This window comes from Holophagales bacterium (genome assembly GCA_016699405.1).
GTDB lineage: Bacteria > Acidobacteriota > Thermoanaerobaculia > Multivoradales > JAGPDF01 > JAAYLR01.
Window position 1 is genome coordinate 1,587,668 of record CP064972.1, and the last position, 19,134, is coordinate 1,606,801.

12 protein-coding genes are annotated in these 19,134 nt (G+C 69.2%); 8 read left to right on the forward strand and 4 right to left on the reverse strand.

Annotated features, from left to right (window positions below):
* Positions 1-30 precede the first annotated feature (30 nt).
* Both IPJ17_06790 and IPJ17_06795 read right to left on the reverse strand, forming a co-directional pair.
* Positions 31-1,953, reverse strand: coding sequence for a diguanylate cyclase (locus IPJ17_06790; protein QQR75278.1), 1,923 nt, complete (start codon positions 1,951-1,953; stop codon positions 31-33).
* A 123-nt stretch (positions 1,954-2,076) separates the two neighbouring features.
* Positions 2,077-3,816, reverse strand: coding sequence for a sulfatase (locus IPJ17_06795; protein QQR75279.1), 1,740 nt, complete (start codon positions 3,814-3,816; stop codon positions 2,077-2,079).
* Between the two features lie 377 nt (positions 3,817-4,193).
* Here IPJ17_06795 and IPJ17_06800 point away from each other — a divergent pair, with 377 nt between their 5' ends.
* From IPJ17_06800 to IPJ17_06810, 3 genes are all read left to right on the forward strand, one after another.
* A complete protein-coding gene (locus tag IPJ17_06800; GenBank protein ID QQR75280.1) occupies positions 4,194-5,045 on the forward strand; it encodes a DUF2911 domain-containing protein in 852 nt (283 codons plus the stop codon).
* Between the two features lie 139 nt (positions 5,046-5,184).
* Positions 5,185-6,939, forward strand: coding sequence for a hypothetical protein (locus IPJ17_06805; protein ID QQR75281.1), 1,755 nt, complete (start codon positions 5,185-5,187; stop codon positions 6,937-6,939).
* A 164-nt stretch (positions 6,940-7,103) separates the two neighbouring features.
* The gene (locus tag IPJ17_06810) at positions 7,104-8,864 is read left to right on the forward strand and encodes a hypothetical protein (protein QQR75282.1); all 1,761 of its coding nucleotides are present in this window, start codon (positions 7,104-7,106) and stop codon (positions 8,862-8,864) included.
* A gap of 191 nt (positions 8,865-9,055) precedes the next feature.
* Here IPJ17_06810 and IPJ17_06815 read toward each other — a convergent pair whose 3' ends face one another.
* Entirely contained in the window at positions 9,056-11,842 is a 2,787-nt protein-coding gene (locus IPJ17_06815; GenBank protein QQR75283.1) for a protein kinase, read from the reverse strand.
* Entirely contained in the window at positions 11,839-12,396 is a 558-nt protein-coding gene (locus tag IPJ17_06820; GenBank protein QQR75284.1) for a sigma-70 family RNA polymerase sigma factor, read from the reverse strand. Before IPJ17_06820 ends, IPJ17_06815 begins: the two co-directional genes overlap by 4 nt.
* A 219-nt stretch (positions 12,397-12,615) precedes the next feature.
* On the opposite strand from IPJ17_06820, the gene IPJ17_06825 reads away from it, so the two are divergent.
* The 5 genes from IPJ17_06825 to IPJ17_06845 are packed head-to-tail and all read left to right on the forward strand — an operon-like array spanning position 12,616 to position 19,060.
* Positions 12,616-14,238 (forward strand): site-specific DNA-methyltransferase, encoded by a 1,623-nt coding sequence (locus IPJ17_06825; GenBank protein QQR75285.1) that lies wholly within the window; start codon positions 12,616-12,618, stop codon positions 14,236-14,238.
* Positions 14,238-14,489 (forward strand): type II toxin-antitoxin system RelE/ParE family toxin, encoded by a 252-nt coding sequence (locus tag IPJ17_06830; GenBank protein ID QQR75286.1) that lies wholly within the window; start codon positions 14,238-14,240, stop codon positions 14,487-14,489. The genes IPJ17_06825 and IPJ17_06830 overlap by 1 nt, the downstream gene beginning before the upstream one ends.
* A 10-nt stretch (positions 14,490-14,499) precedes the next feature.
* Positions 14,500-14,712: a type II toxin-antitoxin system Phd/YefM family antitoxin gene (locus tag IPJ17_06835; GenBank protein ID QQR75287.1), complete on the forward strand. Its 213-nt coding sequence runs from the start codon at positions 14,500-14,502 to the stop codon at positions 14,710-14,712.
* A gap of 21 nt (positions 14,713-14,733) precedes the next feature.
* Entirely contained in the window at positions 14,734-17,385 is a 2,652-nt protein-coding gene (locus IPJ17_06840) for a DEAD/DEAH box helicase family protein (protein QQR76108.1), read from the forward strand.
* Complete coding sequence (locus tag IPJ17_06845; GenBank protein QQR75288.1) at positions 17,339-19,060, forward strand: acyl-CoA carboxylase subunit beta; 1,722 nt, start codon at positions 17,339-17,341, stop codon at positions 19,058-19,060. The genes IPJ17_06840 and IPJ17_06845 overlap by 47 nt, the downstream gene beginning before the upstream one ends.
* Positions 19,061-19,134: the final 74 nt, after the last annotated feature.

Genomic DNA, 19,134 nt, shown 5'->3' on the forward strand with positions numbered 1-19,134 from the left:
GCGGTCGCGCCGGCCAACCCTGCGGGTCGCTCAGGCGGCCGCTGCGACGACCCGGTTCTTGCCGGCGCGCTTGCCGGCGTAGAGCGCCTCGTCGGCGCTGCGCAGGCAGTCGGCGAGCGAACCGAGGCGGTCGTAGGTCGCCACGCCGAGCGTCACGGTCACCGTGAGCTCGCCCGCCGGGTCGGCGATCCGCACGGCGGCGACCGCCTGGCGGAGCTTCTCGGCGAGAGCCAGCGCGCCGTCTCGGCTGGTCTCGGGAAGGATCAGCAGGAACTCCTCGCCGCCCCAGCGCGACACGAGATCCTGCGAGCGAACCGATACGGTGAGCAGCTGGGCCAATTGGCGCAGCACCTCGTCGCCGCAGGGGTGGCCGCGTTCGTCGTTGATCCGCTTGAAGTCGTCGACGTCGACGAGCGCGATGCTGAACGGGCGGTGGGTGCGGCCCGAGCGCGCCACTTCGATCTCCAGCCGCTCGCTCGCCGAGCGACGGTTGTAGAGGCCGGTGAGCTCGTCGTGGGCGGCGAGCTCGGACATGCGCGAGTAGGCGAGCGCGAGCTCGGCGCCGGTGCGCACCTTGAGCCGGTAGCGACGGTAGAGGACGAGCGCGAGCGCGCTGAGCAGGGCGAGGCTGGTGACGACGAGCGAGAGCAGGAGCCGCTGGCGTCGCACTTCGAGCTCCTGGATCTCGCGCTGGCGCTTGAGCAGCTCGATCTCGTCCTGCTTCTTCTCGGCCTCGTGACGGCTCTCGAGGGTAGCGAGCTTCTCGAGGTTCTCCTTGGAGAAAGCCTTCTCGCGCAACTCGGCGGCGAGCCGCTGGTAGTCGAGCGCCTGGCGGAAGTCGCCCCTCCGCTCGTAGAGCCGGACGAGCTCGGCGGCGGCGTCGCGCTGCAAGCCCAGCTCCTGGACCGCGCGGGCCTCGTCGAGTGCGCGGCGGAGCTGGGCCTCGGCTGCGGCGAGGCGCCCGGCTTCGAGGTCGATCCGTCCGATGTTGATCGCCGAAACGGCGAGTCGGGGGCGGGCGTTCATCGCCTCGAACAGCGCTTGCGACTCGCGGTATTGGCGCAGCGCCTCCTCGGGGCGCCCCATTTCGCGCAGCGCGTCGCCCATGTTGTTGTAACAGATCGAGATGTACTCGCGGTTGCCGAGCTCGCGGGCGAGCGCGAGGGCGCGTTCGAGCTCGGCGAGCGCCTCGCCCCAGCGCTTCTGGCGGATGAGGATCTCGCCGAGATTGACCCGCGCGCTGACGGCGAGCTGGGTGTGCCCGGTGTGCTCGGCGATGGCGAGCGAGCGCGCGAAGTGCTCGCGAGCGCGTTCCGGGTCGCCGAGCTTGTTGTAGACGTTGCCGATGGCGTTGAGCACCACGCCCTGGCCGCGCTCGTCGGCGATCGCCTCGTAGTCGCGCAGCGCCTTGAACATGAAGTCGAGCGCGCGGTCGTAGCGCCCCTGGTTGTAGTAGATGAGCGAGAGGTTGTTGTTGACGCCAGCGAGCTTCTGGCGGTTGCCGGCGCGCGTGAGCTCGGCGCTCGCCGCTTCGAGCGACTCGAGGGCGGCGTCGAGATCGCCGCGCTTCATGGCGATCGCCCCGATGCCGTTGAGGCAGCCGCCGCGCAGGGTCGGATCGTCGAGACGCTCGGCGAGCGTCAGCCCTTCGCGGTAGCTCGCCAGGGCGCGATCGAGGTCGCCGAGCTGGAAGAGGCCGGTGCTGCGCGTCAGCAGGGCGCGGGCGGCGTCGTGCGCTCGCCCGGCGGCGTTGGCGGCGTCGAGCGCCTGCTGCGCGTAGGAAACCACGCGATCCGGCGCGCGGTAGAGATGTGCCTCGGCGAGCGACAGCAGGATCTCGATGCGCGCCGGGCCGACCGCGGGAGCGAGTCGCTGCTCGAGCTGGGCGGCGTCCTCGGCGGCCGGGAGCGCAGAGGCGAGCCAGAAGAGCAGGAGTGCCAGGGTCCGGATCACGGGCCCCGTCGACGCGCTGCCTTCCCGGAACGGCCGAGGTCGACTCATCGTTCGGTGACGAGCAATGTAGCACGCCCGAACCGAGCCGGCGGGCGTCGATGAGCTTCAGCACCCTCTTCCAGGTCACCGCAGGTAGCCGAGCGCGCGAAGGCCTTCGCGCTCGACGTCGGTGAACGGTTGCTGCGCCGCGGGCCGGGGGTGCTCCGCGAGGAGCGCAGCACGGCGGAGGACGCGGCTCCAGGCGAGGCGGAGCTTCGCGGCCTCGGTGGGGCGTTGCGCCAGCAGATCGCGGCGCTCCTCGGGGTCCGTCGCGAGGTCGAACAGGGCCTCGGGCTGTTCGGTCGTGGGCAACAGGAGCTTCAGCGTACCGATGCGGACTGCGTCGTGTGAAACCATGATCGGCGCCTGTCGCCGGGGCGGACGAGCGAGGCTGCTGCCGGTCAGGTCGCTCGCCGGAAGCCCGAAATGGTCGAGCAGCGTCGGAGCGAGGTCGACTGCCGTCGACGGTCGTTCGGTCACCGTGCCGGCGCGCGCCCCGCCCGGCCACTTGACGAGTAGCGGGACGCGCAGCGTCTCTTCGTGGGCGGTCACGTGGAGGAAGAAGCCGTGCTCGCCGAACTGTTCGCCATGATCGGCCGTGACGATGACGAGGGTGTCTTCCCAGAGACCGGAGCGCCGTAGGTCGTCGAAGAACTGACCGAGCTCGGCGTCGAGCGCCTCGACGCCGCGATCGTAGAGGAAGCGAAGGGCCTCGGCCTCGCGGGGGAGCGGCTCGAAGGCGGTGTCGTAGTTGAGCCGGTGAAGGAGCTTCGAGGCGCAAGATCCGCCGCGACACCCGTAGTCGGCGATTCCGAAGTGCCGCGCCACGAGGTCGGACGAGCTCCCGGGGGCCTCGTAGGGTAGGTGTATCTGGTCGGAATGAGCAGCGTAGAGGTGGAGGAAGAGGAACGACGGTCTCTCGCGGTGCGCGCTCAACCACACCCGCGAGGCGCGCAACTCCTGCGACGTCGACCAGGCGGCGAGCTGGTAGTGGTCGAAGCCCTGGTCGAGTCCGTAGCGTGGGTGGAAGAAGGGAGCGAGGCTCATCATTGCCGCAGTCGCCACGCGCGACGAGCGAAGCCGCTCGGCGAGCGTCAGCACTTCATCGGGGAGAGGTCGCTCGCCGCGGTCGCAGCCGTGAACCCGGGAGGGGAGCCCGGTGAGCATCGTGGCGTGGGATGGCTTGGTGGAGATCTCGGCGGCCCAGTGCGGGAAGAAGCGCTCGGCTTCGGTCGCGAAGCGGTCGAGGTGCGGGGTGTGGAGCCCGGAGCCCGGTCGGGAGAGGGCTCCGATGGCATCCTCACGGAGCGCATCGAGCGAGATCAAGATCGCTCGCGGAACCGGTGCGGGAGACGGCGCCGCGCGCTCGGCGCGAAGCGCCAGGTCCCGCAAGTAGATCGGTCGTCCCCCGGTTCCGGCTGCCGACAGAGTGAGCGTCACTCGTCCCGGAGGATCCCCGGCGAGCGGCAGCAGGTGTGAGGACCAAGTCGGTCCGAGCCCGAGCTCTCGTTGGCTGCCCCAGGCCTGCCCCACTTCGATCGAGAGGCGAAGCCGGCCCCCGGCGGCACAGGCGCCGACCTCGAGGGTGGTCGGTCCCTCGATCTCGCGTTGCAGGGTGAGACGCTCTCCCTCGGCCAACGCGACGGCGTAGTGCGACTCCTCGCCGCACCAGGCGATGGCGGGTGGAGAAGCCCCCGCGATCGGCTCCTTGGGACCGAACAGCAGGTCCTCGATGTCGAGTGCCAGGGCCGCCGGAGGGCTTCGGTCCAGGCGGTGGTACCCCGAGGTGGCAAGCGCGCCGACGGCTCCGAGGGCCGCGAGCACGGCGGAGGTCCGAAGGGCTGGGTGGCGTCCGCTCGTGCGCGGGTGGGCGAAGCGGGGCGTGGGCGGGGTCATGGTTTCGACGGGTGGTGCAGCTTCTCAAATCGAGAAGGAGCTCCTCGCCAGCTCGATCGAGCCGCTTCTGTCGGGTTGGTGCCATCCCAGTCTAGGCCGAAGTCCCGTGTTCTGGATCCGGGATGGATCGCCTCCGATTTCGTCGAGCGCCACGTGGCGTCGCCAAGTGCGAACGGAGGGCGATCGACGCCGCCGTGCCGCGAAAGGCGGGTAGACTCCGCCACCCCCGGTGGAGCGTCCTCCGGGACGCGGCGGCCCCTTCGCCGCAGCGGTTCCATCCAACCGTCGACTCGAGGAGAGACACCATGCAGAAGCCTCTCGCTGTCGTTCTCGCCTGTTCGTTCGCCCTCGCCGCGGTGCCCGCGGCCGAGGCGCAGCTCGAGCTGCCCCGTCCCAGCCCGAAGGCCACGGTGATGCAGCAGGTCGGTCTCACCGAGATCTCCATCGCCTACAGCAGCCCGGGCGTGAAGGGCCGTCCGATCTGGGGCTCCCTCGTCCCCTACGGCGAGGTCTGGCGCACCGGCGCCAACGAGGCGACGACCATCACCTTCTCGACCGACGCCATGGTGGCCGGCAAGGCCGTGCCGGCCGGCACCTACGGCCTCTTCACCCTCCCCGGCGAGAAGGAGTGGATGGTCATCCTCAACAAGGGGGCCAAGCAGTGGGGCGCTTACGAGTACAAGGCCGAAGAGGATCTCTTCCGCTTCCCGGTGACGCCGCAGGCGGCGCCGTTCGCCGAGCGGATGACCTTCTCCTTCGCCGATACGACGTTCGACTCGACGGTCGTCACGTTCTCCTGGGAGAAGCTCAGGATCACCTTCCCGGTCAGCGTCGACACGCAGGGTCGCACCCTCGCCGCCGCCCGCACGGCGATCGCCGCCGCCAAGGCCGACGACTGGCGCACCCCGCTGCGCGCGGCGAACTACTGCCTCGACGCGAACGTGAACCTTGAGGAGGCGCGTACCTGGGTGGCCAAGTCACTCGCCGTGCAAGAGACGATGAACGGCTTGCTCGCCAAGGCGCGCTTCGCCGCCCTCGACGGCAAGAAGGCCGAGGCGATCGCGCTCGCCGAGAAGGCGATCGCCGTCGCCCGCAAGGCCGACCCGAAGGCCGACGTCAGCCCGGCCGAGCGCTACCTCGCCGACTGGCGCAAGTAGCTCGTCCACGAGGAGCCGGTTCGCGCCGCGGTAGCCTCTCAGGGAGGCGCCGCGGCGTTTCTTTTGGGAGTGTGGCGGGAATCGCTGGCCGTTTTCGTGAAGATCGGCAGGACCCCGATCTCTCTTCGAGGAGGCGCCCGTGTCGATTCGTCCAGCCCGCTCGACCGATTCCCCCCGCCGGCTTGCCGGAAGGTTCGCCGCCGGCTGCGGAGCGTGGCTTCTCGGCCTCGCGGCGCCTCTTTCCGCGGCGGTCTACACCGTGGGTGGCGCCGGCTGCACCCACCCCGACCTGCTCTCGGCGCTCGTCGCCGCCGCGACCAATCCTGGCACTGATCAGATCCGGCTGCTCTCCGGCTCGAGCCATCAGGGACCGTTCTTCGTCAACACCGACGGACTGACGATCACAGGCGGCTATGCGAGCTGCAGCGCCGCGACGCCCACCGGCAGCTCGACGCTGCTCGGCGACAACGCGAATCGCGCCCTCTTCGTGTCGACCTCCGGGGCGATGTCCCTGAGCCGACTGTCGATCACCGGCGGAACGGTCGCCGGCAATGGCGGCGGCATCCTGGTGCAGGGGAGCGGCTCTCTGGTCCTGCAGGACGTACTGGTCTTCGGCAACCACGTCACCGGCGCCGGCGGAAATCTCTACGTCAACGGCTCGGCGAACGTCTTCGTGCAGCTTTCGGGCGCCTCCTTGCTCGCCTCCGGCACGGCCCAGAACGGTGGTGGGCTGGCGTGCTCGGGGACCGCGCTGTTGTATTTCGATTCGGCCGTCGCCGTCGCGAACAACAGCGCCTCCGCTGACGGCGGCGGCGTCCACCTCTCGTCCGGCTGCTCGCTCGATTCGCGCGCCACGAGCTCGACGGGCGGCGGCATCGTCTCGAACCACGCCAACGGAAACGGGGGCGGAGTGATGGTCGCCAGCGCCTCGCTGTTCGCGACCCACGTCTTCGCAGGCACCGGCCTGGCGGAGATCTCGGGCAATACGGCCGGCAACAACGGCGGCGGCCTCGCGGTCGTCGGCTCGGGCTCGCGAGCGGTCTTGCAGTACGTGCGCCTCGCGACGAATCACGCCGGCAACGTCGGCGGGGGACTCCTCGCGGACAACCTGGCGATGGTGGGGATTGCTCGCGCCGACGCCTTCGGCGTCTGCGCGGACGCCGTGCGGTGCCAGGTGGTGAGCGACAACAGCGCCGCGGTCGGGGGCGCCTTCTTCGTCGACAGCGCCTCGCTCAACGTCGATGGCGCCTACCTCGAGCGCAACTCGGCGACGATTTCGCAGCCGGTCGGCTCCGTGCGCGGTGGCGGCAGTGGAAGGCTCACCAACGCCGTGGTCGCGGCCAACGACGGCGCGGAGCCGTTGCTGGTCGACGACGCCAACAGCAGTCTGGTCCTCGGCAACGTGACCGTGGTGGGCAATCTCAACGTCGGTGCTGGAGTCATCCGTCTCGGCGGTGGCGCGAGCGGCAGCAACCGCGTGCGCGTGCTGTCGAGCGTCTTCGACCAGGCGGGAGCTCTCTTTGCCCCCGGCGCGCCGACCGCGGTCGGGATCCAGATCGACTGTGTGATGTCGCGCTTCTCGCCGCTCTTCAGCGGCCTGCCCGGGCAGAGCGTCACGCGCGCCACCACCGTCGCGGATCCGCGCCTCGCCTCGTCGACCGCCGGCTACCTCCTCCTCGCCGACTCGCCGGCCATCGACTTCTGCGACCTTGCCGCCTGGACCGGCCCGCTGACCGACGTCAACTGGGACCGCCACGACCTCGACGACCCGGCCCACTCCGGCGGTCTCGGCCTGCGCGACCTCGGCGCCGACGAGCACACCCACGACATCCACTCCGACGACTTCGAGCTCGGGACGTTGGTGTTGTGGAACGGGGTGCTCATCACGGGCTAGGCGTGGGCCCTCGGCGCCTCCGAAGCCGGAGTCTCCGTGCGCCGACGCTCTCGGGATGCGGATTCCCTCTGGCGGTGGTCGGCGCGCCCCCCGATCGCGAGTGGCGGGTTCCGTCCGGCGATTGCGTGGAACTGCTCGAACCCCACTCTGGAAGGAGTAGCTCCATGCAGACTCGCTGCCTTTCGCATCGAACGATCATCTGGCTGTGCCTCGGGATCTGGCGGCTCGCGGGGCGACGCGGGGCGCTCGCGGCCTTCGCGGCGGGAGCGTTGGCCGCCGCTCCCGCCGCGGCTTCGATCTATACCGTCGGAGCGGGAGCGGGCTGCACGCACGCGGATCTGCTCTCGGCGTTGATCGATGCGGTCAATCACGCCGGGTCCGACGAGATCCGCCTGCTGATCAACTCGAACCACCAGGGGCCGTTCTTCATCAACACCGACGGGCTCATCCTGCGTGGCGGCTTCGCGAGCTGCACGGCCACGACGCCGACGGGTTTCTCGACGCTCCTCGGGACCAACAGCAGTCGGGCGCTCTTTCTGAACGCGTCGGGTCTCGCCTATCTCGAGCGATTGAACCTGACCGGCGGACATGTCGCGGGGAATGGCGGCGGACTCTTCGTGCAGGGGCCGTCGGACTCCGTCGTGCTTTCCAACGTGGCCGTCTTCGGCAACAGCGCGACGGGGTTCGGCGGCAACATCTACGTCGCTTCGGTGGCAGGTGCAGTGCTCACCCTTGCGGACGGGTCGCTGGTGGCGAGCGGGCAGGCCCAGGACGGCGGAGGCCTGGCTTGCGCGGGAGCGGGCAAGGTGAGCCTCAAGACCGGCTCGCTCATCGCCAACAACGTGGCGACCGAAAACGGTGGCGGCCTACACCTGAGCTCGGGTTGCACCTTCGAGCACCTGGCCACCGGCAACTTCGCGGGAATCGTGTCGAATCAGGCGGGTAGCGATGGCGGAGGCGCATTCGTCGACAGTGGAGCGGACCTCGCGACGGGCTACTGGCCGGGTGGGCTCGCCGAGATCTCGAACAACACGGCCCATTGGTTCGGGGGCGGCGTCTATCTCCGCGGTGCGGGATCGGTTCTGCAGGCCTACTTCGCCCGCATCGCGGGGAATCATTCGGATAACGACGGAGGCGGCGTCGCGGCGGACACCGGCACCTTCGTGGTCTTCGGACGACCGAGCATCGACCCCGACGTCTGCGTGGACCCGTCGCGGTGTTCGCTCGTGCAAGGGAACTCGGCGGCGGTCGCCGGTGGCGCCGTCTGGTCGTACGGTGCGACGGTGACGGCGCACGGAACCCGCTTCGAGAACAACACGGCGACCGCGGGCGGCGCGATCGGCGCCTTCGAGAACCAGAGCAGCGTCACGCTGAGCTCGTCGATCCTCGCCGGCAACTCCGGTCCCAAGCCGCTGGGCGTCGGCACCGGAACCACCCTCCTGCTCGGCAACGTGACCGCGGTCGGTAACTCCGGTGCAGGCCCGGGCTTCATCTCTTTCGGCCCGGGCCCCGGCGACGTCCGCGTGCTCTCCTCGCTCTTCGATCAGCCGGACAGTCAGATCTTCACCGGCTTTTCGACCCAACTCGTGCAGCTCGACTGCGTGCTCTCGCGAACGGTCAACTTCCTCTCCGGTCTGCCTTCCGGCACGGTGACGCGCGCGATCGTCATCGCCGACCCGCGCCTGCGCAATCCGAGCGCGGGCGACTACCGACTCTCCGAAACCTCGCCGGCCATCGACCGTTGCGACACCTCCCAGTGGCAGGGCGCGCCCAACGACCTCGAGTGGCAGGGGCGCGACATCGATCACGCGCTGCCGAACGGCCTCGGCATCCGCGACCTCGGCGCCGACGAGGCGTCGCTCCTGCAGCGTGACGGCTTCGAGAGCGGCGGGACAGGGACGTGGTGGATTCCAGAACTGCCCTGAGAACGGGATCGCCATTCCGTCGCCGGTGAGTCGAAGGGGCATCCGCTGCTCGAGCGGCGGAGGGTCGACCGGGCGGCGGCGGAGCCACTTGCCGGCTCCTTCGACCGCCTCGACCACCGCCGGCCTGCGTTGCGCTCCGGGCGGCAGCGCGTCCGTCGCCCGGCTGGCCGCGGAGCGTGGGAGGGGGAGCGCTAGCGCGGCAGGCGCCTCTCGATCTCGGCGAGGCGTTCCCGCAGCGCTGGCGTGACGCCCTCGACGCGCCCTGCCATCTCGAGCGCGCGCCTGAGCGCGGCGCGGGCACCGGCGGCATCACCGCGACGAGCAAGGATCTCCGCCTGCGAGGCGTAGGCGCGCGCGAGGTCGACGTGGCCGTCCGGCCAGAGAGCGGACTGCCGGGCGAGCGCCCGCGTGATCGCCTGCTCGGCCGCCGCCGCGTCGCCGAGCGCCAACTCGACGTCGGCGAGCTCGTGGAGCGTGGTGGGTGTCACGGTGTTGCCGGCGGGGAGCTTCTGCTCGGCGAGCTCGAGCGTGTGCAGGAGCGTGACGCGCGCTTCGGCGAAGTGCCCGGTGTCCTTCTGGATGCCGGCCAGACGGCGGTTGGCGTCGATGGCGAGCGGCGCCGCTTCGCCGAGCGCGGCGACCGTGGCGTCGCGCCCTCGAGCCGCCTCCGCGAGCGCCTCGTCGGGCCGACCGAGGTCGACGAGCGCCATCGCGCGGCGCATCCTGCCGTAGCCGATCCAGTGACTCTTCGCCCCGAGCACGCGTTCGGCGATCGGCAGGTGGGCGTCGAGGCGGGCGAGGCCCGCTGCCGGGTCGCCGAGGAGGATGGCGAGGTTGGCGATGCGGATCGAGAGGCGAAGCGCGAGCGGGTGCTCGATGCCGGTGCGGGCGAGCAGGATCCGTTCGGCCTCGAGCAGGGCGTCGCGCGCCTCGGTCGCGCGGCCGAGGTTCTGCAGGTCGCCGGCGAGTCCGCCGAGGATGCTGGCGATTCGCGGGTTCTCCGGGTCGAGACGGCGTTGCAGCTCGATCGCCCGGCGTCCCTCGGCGACGGCGAGCTCGGCGTCGCCCTTGCGGCTCGAAACCGACGACTGCACGCCGAGGAGGCGCGAGAGCCGCGCCGGATCGGGGGGCCGCTGGCTCTCTTCGATCGACACGGCGCTTGCGATCAGGTCCTTCGCTTCGTCGAGGCTGCCCTTCTCGAGAATCGCCAGGGTGAGCTGCATCTTCAGCTCGGCGACGCGCCAGTCGTGCGGGCCGAGGGCGGACTCCAGCTCGGGAAGCAGGGCGCGGGCGAGGTCGCGCGCCTCGTCGAGCTTCCCCGCGCCGCGGGTCAGCGAGACCTCGGCGAGGCGGCTCTCGAGCGTTTCGGGATGCGCCGCGCCGAGTCGCTCCCGGCGCAGCGCGAGCGCCTGCGCGTTGGCGCGCAGCGCCTGGTCCGACAGGCCGAGCCCGCCGTAGACCTCGCCGAGGGTGTCGAGCAGCGCCGCCCGCACCTCCGGCTCGCCGGCGAGCGCGCCGCCCTCCTCGACGCGCCTCGCTCCGTCGTCGAGCAGCTCGAGAGCGGTGCGTCCGGCGACCCGCTTGGCGGTGAACGGGTCGCTCGCCTCGAAGAGGTCGGCGAGGAAGCGCGACACCTGCCGCGCCTTCTGCGCCTCGCGCTCGGCAGCGTCGCGCTCGCTGCGCAGGCGTGCGGCGTCGACGGTGGCGAGCGCGACGAGCGCGACCGCGGCGACCGTGGCCACGCCGACCGCCCAGCGATGGCGGCCGACGAACTTGCGCGTCCGATAGGTGAGCGTGTCGGGGCGGGCGAGGATCGGCCGGCCGGCGAGGAAGCGCTCGACGTCGGCGGCCATCGTCGCTGCCGATTCGTAGCGCCGCTCGGCGAGCGGACGCAGGGCCGTGGTGACGATCGTGTCGAGGTCGCCGGCAAGTCGGCGCCGCAGCTCGCGTGGCGAGGTGCAGCCGCGCCGCCGCGCCTGCTCGCCGTCCGGGTTCGAGGAGACCGCGGCGCTCGGCCGGGTCGGCTCGGGCCCTTCGGCGCGGCGGCGCAGCGACTCCGGCGTCGAGCGCTCGCCGGGGAAGGCGCGTTCGCCGGTGAGCAGCTCGTAGAGCAGCAGGCCGAGCTGGTAGACGTCGGAGGCAGTGGTGACCGGCGCGCCGGCGACCTGCTCGGGGCTGGCGTAGCTCGGGGTCATCGGTGCCGTCAGCGCCAGCGGGATCGCCGCGTGAGTCAGCTCGTCGGAGGCGGCCGCGGCGTCGGTGGGGTCGCTTTCGAGGAGCTTGGCGATGCCGAAGTCGAGGAGCTTGGGGCGGCCCTCCGGCGAGACGAGGATGTTCGAGGGCTTGATGTCGCGATGCACGACGAGCTGGCGATGCGCCGCGGCGACGGCGCGCGCCACGTCGGCGAAGAGCCGCAGGCGGCCCGCGAGATCGAGCCGCCGTTCGTCGCACCAGGCGTCGATGCGCGCCCCGTCGACATGCTCCATGGCGAACCAGGGGCGACCGTCGGGGGCGATGCCGCCGTCGAGGATGCGGGCGATGCCGGGGTGCTCGAGGCTGGCGAGGATCCGTCGCTCGCGCTCGAAGCGGGCGACGGCGTTCGCATCGGAGGCCGGCCGCTGGAGGATCTTCAGGGCGACGCGCTGCTCGTACTGGCCATCGGCGCGCTCGGCGAGGTGGACGACCGCCATGCCGCCGCGGCCGATCTCGCCGAGCACGCGGTAGGCCCCGAGACGCGTCCCCGCCGGAAGCGCTCCGCCCCCCGGCTCGGCGAGCTCCTCCCAGAGCCGGGGGGCGAGCGGCTCGACGGTTCCGCTCGCCAGGCTGGCGTCACTCGGGCCGCTCGCGGCGAGCAGCCGCGCCACCGCGTCGCGCTCGGCCGTGTCGTGGCAGCTGCGGTCGAGAAACGCGCTGCGCTCCTCGGCGGGAAGATCGAGTGCGCGGTCGAGCAGGTCGTCGAGCCGTCGACGGTCGGTCAAGGTCGCATCTCCTCGGCGAGCCAGGCGCGCGCTCGCTGCCAGTAGCGCTGCACCGAGCGCAGCGAGAGCTCGAGCGCGGCAGCCGTCTCCTCCTCGGTGTAGCCGGCGAAGACCCGGCACTCGACCACCTGGACGAGACGGGGGTCCAATTCAGCCAAACGCGAAAGCGCCTGCTCGACCGCCAGGACGCGCTCGGCTTCGGCCGCGGCGCCGACGAGGCTCTCGTCGAGCGTCTCCGGCATCTGCGGTCCGCCCCGCTTGGCGGCCGTGCGGCGGCGGGCGAAGTCGACCAACAGATGGCGCATGGCGCGCGCGCTGACGGCGTAGAAGTGCGGCAGGTCGGCGTAGCCGCCCGGGTGCCCGGCGAGCTTGAGGTAGGCCTCGTGGACGAGCGCCGTGGTGTTCCACGTCTCGCCGGCGCGCACCCGCGCGAGCTGGCGGTGGGCGATCCGGCGCAGCTCCGGGTAGAGCAACGGCAGCAGCGCGTCGAAGGCCGCTCGATCGCCTTTGGCCGAGGCGTGCAGGAGCTCGAGCATCTCGTCGCTGCGTTCCATCGCATGGACTCCCAGGGTCCACCCTGCCTGCAAGGCCGACGGGCGGGCTTCGTCGAACGGATTCGGTGCGCGGATCCTAACGGACCTCGGGTGCGCCAAGACCCGACCGGTTCGAGACGAGTCGCGAGGCGCCGTTCCGCTGGCATTTCCACGCGGCGGCTGGAGGGCAGTGCCGAACCCTTGGACGGCGGCGTGTGGCGTGGAACAATACGTCCTCGCATGCCCACACTCGAATGGATCGGAAAGCGGGCGGTTGTCAACCACCACCGGGAGATCCCTTTCCGGCTGCTGAAATGCGACCCCGAGCTGTCGGTTGGCGACCCGGAGTCCGGGAATCTCCTCATCGAGGGTGACAATCTTCACGCGCTGAAGGCCTTGCTTCCCTACTACGCCGGCAAGGTCAAGTGCATCTACATCGACCCGCCCTACAACACGGGAAACGAGGGCTGGGTCTACAACGACAACGTCAACAGCCCCGAGATCCGCAAATGGCTCGGCGAAGTCGTCGGCCGCGAAGCCGAAGACCTCTCCCGCCACGACAAGTGGCTGTGCATGATGTACCCGCGGCTGGCGCTGCTGTGGGAGTTTCTGACTCAAGACGGAGCTCTCTTCGTCAGTGTTGATGACTGCGAGGTCCAGCACCTGCGCAGCATTCTCGACGAGATCTTCGGGAAGAAGAACTTCGTGGCAACTGTGATCTGGCAGAAGGTGTACTCGCCGAAGAACTCAGCCCGGCATTTCTCGGAAGATCACGACTATTTGGTGGTCTACGCCAAGGACGCTGAACGCTGGGCCCCGAATCTCCTGCCGCGAAGCGAGGAGCAAGATCGCCGGTACAGGAACCTCGATGGTGATGCTCGGGGGCCATGGAAGACGAGCGATCTTTCTGCCCGGAACCCGTACAGCCGGGGCACCTACCCGATCACCTGCCCATCCGGCCGAGTTGTCGACGGGCCACCGCGTGGCATGTACTGGCGAGTGTCACGAGAAGAGTTTGATCGGCTTGATCGAGACAACCGAATCTGGTGGGGAAGGAATCGCGATTCGATTCCGCAGATCAAGAGGTTTCTCAGCGAAGTGAAGCAAGGCGTCGTGCCTCAGACATTGTGGCGATACGAGGAGGTCGGACACACGCAAGAGGCCAAGCAAGAGTTGCTGGCGATTTGCGACTTCGATGACTCGGCATCGGTATTTGTGACTCCGAAGCCAACTCGACTGATCCGCCGCATTATCAATATCGCGGGGGGAGACACAGCCCTCATTCTCGATTCCTTCGCGGGGACTGGCACAACAGGCCAGGCCGTCATGCAGTCCAACAAGACCGACAATGGTGTACGACGGTTTATCTTGGTCGAACTTGACCAAGCAATATGCCGCGGAGTGGCGAGGCAGCGGCTGAAGAATGTCGTCGATGGGTACTCGAGTCGACGTCTTGGTACAGGAGAGGGGATTCAGGGTCTTGGTGGTGGATTTCGATACTGCCGCCTCGGCGAGGCACTATTCGACGAAGCTGGGCGAATCAACGAGCGCGTCACGTTTCCCGACCTGGCCGCACACGTGTTTTTCAGTGAGACGGGGACACCGATCTCCAGGCGAGACTCGGGCTGCACCCCTCTGCTCGGTGTGCACCAGGGGCGGGCGATCTACCTTCTGTTCAACGGCATTCTCGGTGACCTAAGGCCGGTTGGTGGCAATGTGCTGACTCGGGATGTGCTGGCGGCTCTCCCGGAGCACGATGGTCCGCGGGTAATCTATGGCGAGTCCAGCCGTCTTTCACGCGATCGCCTGGCGCGTGAGGGCATTGTCTTCAAACAGGTTCCCTACGAGATTCGCGTGGGCTGATGCGCTATCGGGTCGAGATCCTGTCAACAGCCCGGCGCGATCTCCGCGACCTTCCTCTGCGCGACGCCGAGCGGGTCCTCGCCCGGCTGGAGCAGCTGAGGGAGGGCTTTGCCGGCGATGTTCGGAAGCTCCAGGGTTTCACGGTCGGGTATCGGCTGCGGGTCGGGGACTATCGGGTACTATTCGATCTCGACGGCGACAGGATTCTGGTTCTGAGGATTCGAAACCGCCGGGAAGCCTATGAACGGTAGGGAACTGGTCATGGTCGACGTTCATCCTCAATACCTCGAGAAAGACGGTGAGAAGCAGTTCGTCGTGCTTCCCTATTTCGAGTTCCGCGCCATCGAGGAGCGGCTCGATGAGCTCGAAGATCTTGTCGCTCTCTTCCGCGCCCGCGAAGAGAATCAGGGGAAGCGGTCGTACTCCATCGACGAAGTGCGCGAGGAGCTCGGACTCCCGCGCTCGGAAGGCTGATTTCCGCCTCGGGGGGCCACTCTGTTCGCCCTCAAGCCCTACCAGGAGCGCGCTCTCGCTGCGCTGACGAACTACCTGCGAGAGGCGCGTCACCAGGGTGCTCGCCGCGCATTCATCCTGCGGACCGATCGGCCCTACCTCTCGGTGCCCGACCTGCCGGATCTTCCCTACGTCTGTCTGCGATTGCCGACCGGTGGTGGCAAGACGCTGCTCGCGAGCTACGCGGTCGGCTTGGTTACGCGGGAGTTTCTCGCGGTCGAGCACGCGGTCTGTCTCTGGCTGGTGCCTTCGAACGCCATCCGTGAACAGACTCTGGCGGCGCTCCGCGACCGCGCGCACCCCTATCGCCAAGCCCTCGAACAGGTAGTGTCGGGCCCCGTGCGTGTCGTTGACCTCTCCGAAGCGCTCTACCTTCAACGCGCGGTTCTCGGTGGCGAGACGGTGGTGATCGTCGCCACGCTTGCCGCTCTCCGCGTCCAGGACGTCGACGGCCGCAAGATCTACGAATCGTCGGGAGCGCTCGAACACCATTTTTCTGGGCTTGGACCCGAGCAGACGGCGCTGCTGGAACGCGAGGCGGACGGAACCCACGCCTTCTCGCTCGCCAACGTGCTTCGGCTGCGCCGCCCGATCGTCATCATGGACGAGGCGCACAACGCGCGGACTCCGCTCTCGTTCGCAACGCTGGCGCGGTTTGCGCCATCCGTCGTGGTCGAGATGACCGCCACACCCGAGACCACCAATCGTCCGGACCAGGGTTACTTCGCGAGCAACGTACTCCACCACGTCTCCGCCCTGGAGCTCAAGGTTGCAGAGATGGTCAAGCTGCCGATCGAGCTGGTCACGCATGCAGATTGGCAGGAGGTCTTGGGCGACGCCCTCGCGAAGCGGCGAGAGCTCGAGACCCTGGCTGCCGCCGAGCAGGCCGAGACCGGCGAGCACATCCGTCCGATCCTGCTGTTGCAGGCGCAGCCGCGAAGCGCGCAGCACGAGTCGTTGACGGTCGAGATGCTCAAGGGAGCACTGATCGATCAGTACCGCGTTCCACCGGAGCAGATCGCGGTGGAGGCCTACCAGACGCACGAGCTCGACGGCGTCGATTTGATGAGCCCTGCATGCCCGATACGGGTCGTGCTGACGGTGCAGAAGCTCCGCGAGGGGTGGGACTGCCCATGGGCCTCGGTGCTGTGCTCGGTAGCCGAGCAGTCCTCGGCGACGGCGGTCGAGCAGATCCTCGGCCGGATCCTTCGACTGCCCCGCGCGCAGCGAAAGCGGCAGCCGCAACTGAATCGAGCCTTCGCCTTCGTGGCCTCGCCGAGCTTCGCCGAGGCGGCGCGTTCGCTGCGCGACGCGCTGGTCGAGAACGGCTTTCAGCGGCTCGAGGCCGAAGACCTGGTGCAAGCGGGAGCTACGGCGCAACCCCAAGGTGAGCTTCCCTTGTTCAGGACCTGGCGAGAACCTGTTCCGGCCCCGCCGCGGCTCGAGAGCCTGGCTCCAGCCCTGCGCGAGCGTGTTCGGTTCGAGGACGATCGTTCCGAGCTGGTGATCGAGGGCTCTCTTGCCGAAGCCGAAGAGCGCGAGCTCTTGGCCTGCGCCGACGAGCCCGCAACGAAGGCGGCGATCCGGCGCCTGGCGGCGAGGTCCCGGGGCGAGACGACGGAGCCTGCGAGGGCGCCGTTCGCGCCGCTTCGCGTGCCCCGCCTGGCGATCGAGCTCGATGGCCAGGTCGAGTTGTTCGACGAACAGCACTTCCTCGACGAGGGCTGGTCGTTGGCGGGTGCGGACCCGTACCTGAGTGAAACGGAGTTCCCGACTCGGCGGGCTCCGGCCGAAGCGGGTGAGATCGACATCCAGGAGGAGTCGGGGCAGGCCGCGGTCGTCTTCTATAACGAGGACCTCGAGCGCCAGCTCGCCCTGCTTGCGCCGGAGCCGGGGTGGAGCGAACCCGGTCTCGCGAACTGGATCGACCGACAGCTTCACCATCCGGACTTGGGGATACACGAAGTTTCGGAGTACCTGCTCCGGACGCTCGAGAACCTGACACGGGTGCGAGGGCTCACGATCGGCGACCTCGCTCGACACCGATTCCGCCTTCGGCGAGCGATGGAGAGGAAACTCGGAGAGCTTCGCGACGATGCACGCGCCAACTGCTTGCAGCAGTGCCTCTTCGGGTCGGGTGGGCACCGAGTGCGAACGACGAGTGAGGTCGAGATGGTCTTCGACCCCGATCGCTATGCTCCGAGCTGGATGTGCGAGGGCTATTCGTTCAGGAAGCACCTGTTTCGACGAGTGGGCGAGTTGAAGTCGGAGGGTGAGGAGTTTGACTGTGCCTGCACCCTCGACCGTGCCGCGGGTGTGGAGACCTGGGTTCGGAACCTTGCCGGGCCGGGGCGCGACCGCGAGGAGACCTCCTTCTGGCTGCAGACTCCGTGGGGGAAGTTCTATCCGGACTTCGTGGCGCGTCTGACGAGCGGCAAAGTCCTGGTTGTCGAGTACAAGGGCGAGCCTTGGGAGAACCTCGAGGCAGAGCAGGCGAAGCGGCGCGTCGGTGAGCTGTGGGCGGAGAGAAGCGGGGGAAGCTGCGTGTTCGTGTGGGTCGCGCGGCGTTCGTGGGACGTCCTGCTCGATGCGATTCGAGCCGCGACGGCGGCTGTCGGGCCGGCGTCGAATTAGGGGAGGGCTCGTGGCCGTCATCGAAACCACGCTCAAGCGGGACGCGCTGTTCGATCAGCGGGCGGCGCACTGGCGCGGGCGGGTGGCCGCGCTGGGTGAGGAGGCGTCACGGCTCGCCCTCGGTGGCGGCGAGAGGGCGCTCGCGCGGCAGCGCGAACAGGGCAAGCTCTCGGCGCGCGAACGTGTCGCCGGGCTCTGCGATCCGGATGCACCCTGGCTCGAGCTCGGGCTCTGGGCGGCGTGGGGAATGTACGGCGAGTGGGGCGGCGCACCCGGGGCGGGTGTGGTCGCCGGCATCGGTCGGATCCACGGCCGCGAGGTGGTCGTCGTCGCCGACGATCCGACGGTGAAGGCCGGGGCGAAGTTCCCGCTCGGCATCAAGAAGGTGCTGCGCGCCCAGGAGATCGCCCTCGACAACCGCCTGCCGATCGTCTACCTCGTCGACTCGGCCGGCGTCTTCCTGCCGATGCAGGACGAGATCTTCCCTGACCGCGAGCACTACGGCCGGATCTTCTACAACAACGCGCGACTCTCGGCCGCCGGCGTCTTCCAGATGTCGGCGATCCTCGGCTCCTGCGTCGCCGGCGGCGCCTATCTGCCGATCATGAGCGACGAGTCGCACATCGTCGAAGGCACCGGCTCGATCTTCCTCGCCGGCTCGCATCTGGTGAAGGCGGCGATCGGCGAGGTGATCGAGAACGAGGAGCTCGGCGGCGCCATCGTGCAGTGCGACATCTCGGGCGTCGTCGACCACCGCCATCCCGACGACGCCTCCTGCCTCGCCAAGATGCGCAGCCAGTTCGCGCAGCTCGCCGCGGGGGGGCGCGCGCCGTTCGCGCGGCGCGAGAGCCGCGAGCCGCTCTATCCGGCCGAGGAGCTCTACGGGCTCCTGCCGATCGAGCGCAACAAGCCGTACGACGCTCACGAATTGATCGCCCGTCTGCTCGACGGGAGCGACTTCGACGAGTTCAAGGAGACCTACGGGCAGACGCTGGTCTGCGGCACCGGCTGGATCGACGGCTGGGCGGTCGGCGTGGTGGCGAATCAGCGGCTGATCGTCCACCGCAAGACGGGCACCAAGGCGGGCGAGAAGGAGCTGCAGATCGGCGGGGTGATCTACAGCGACTCGGCCGACAAGGCGGCGCGCTTCGTCGAGATCTGCAACCAGAAGGGGATCCCGCTGCTCTTCCTGCAGGACGTCACCGGCTTCATGGTCGGCTCGCGCGCCGAGCGCGGCGGGATCATCAAGGACGGCGCGAAGCTGGTCAACGCGGTGGCCAACTCGGTCGTCCCGAAGATCACCCTCTTCGTCGGCAACTCCTACGGCGCCGGCAACTACGCGATGTGCGGCAAGGCCTATGGCGCACGCTTCCACTTCGCCTGGCCGAGCGCCTCGATCGCGGTGATGGGCGGCGAGCAGGCGAGCCGCACGCTGCTCGGCATCCAGCTCAAGAACCGCGGCGCCGACGTGTCGGAAGACGAGAAGCGCGAGCTGCTCTCCTCGATCCAGGCGCGCTACGAAGCGGCGATGGACCCGCGCTACGCAGCCTCGCGTCTCTGGGTCGACGCGATCGTCGACCCGCTCGCCACCCGCACGGCGATCTCTCGCGCCCTCGCCTGCGCGGCGTGCAACCCGGAGCTGCCGCCGTTTCGCACCGGGGTGTTGCAGACCTGAGGGGCGGCGACGAGATCGAACGCCTCGCGCCGAGCGCGGGTGGCCACGACCGACGGCTCGCGTCACCCGTCGGA

Excerpts from the sequence above, each read along its gene's own strand:
- IPJ17_06800 (QQR75280.1), top strand. The coding sequence starts at position 4,194 with ATGCAGAAGCCTCTCGCTGTCGTTCTCGCCTGTTCGTTCGCCCTCGCC.
- IPJ17_06825 (QQR75285.1), top strand. The coding sequence starts at position 12,616 with ATGCCCACACTCGAATGGATCGGAAAGCGGGCGGTTGTCAACCACCAC.
- IPJ17_06830 (QQR75286.1), top strand. The coding sequence starts at position 14,238 with ATGCGCTATCGGGTCGAGATCCTGTCAACAGCCCGGCGCGATCTCCGC.
- IPJ17_06820 (QQR75284.1), bottom strand. The coding sequence starts at position 12,396 with ATGGAACGCAGCGACGAGATGCTCGAGCTCCTGCACGCCTCGGCCAAA.
- IPJ17_06845 (QQR75288.1), top strand. The coding sequence starts at position 17,339 with ATGCGATTCGAGCCGCGACGGCGGCTGTCGGGCCGGCGTCGAATTAGG.
- IPJ17_06810 (QQR75282.1), top strand. The coding sequence starts at position 7,104 with ATGCAGACTCGCTGCCTTTCGCATCGAACGATCATCTGGCTGTGCCTC.
- IPJ17_06835 (QQR75287.1), top strand. The coding sequence starts at position 14,500 with ATGGTCGACGTTCATCCTCAATACCTCGAGAAAGACGGTGAGAAGCAG.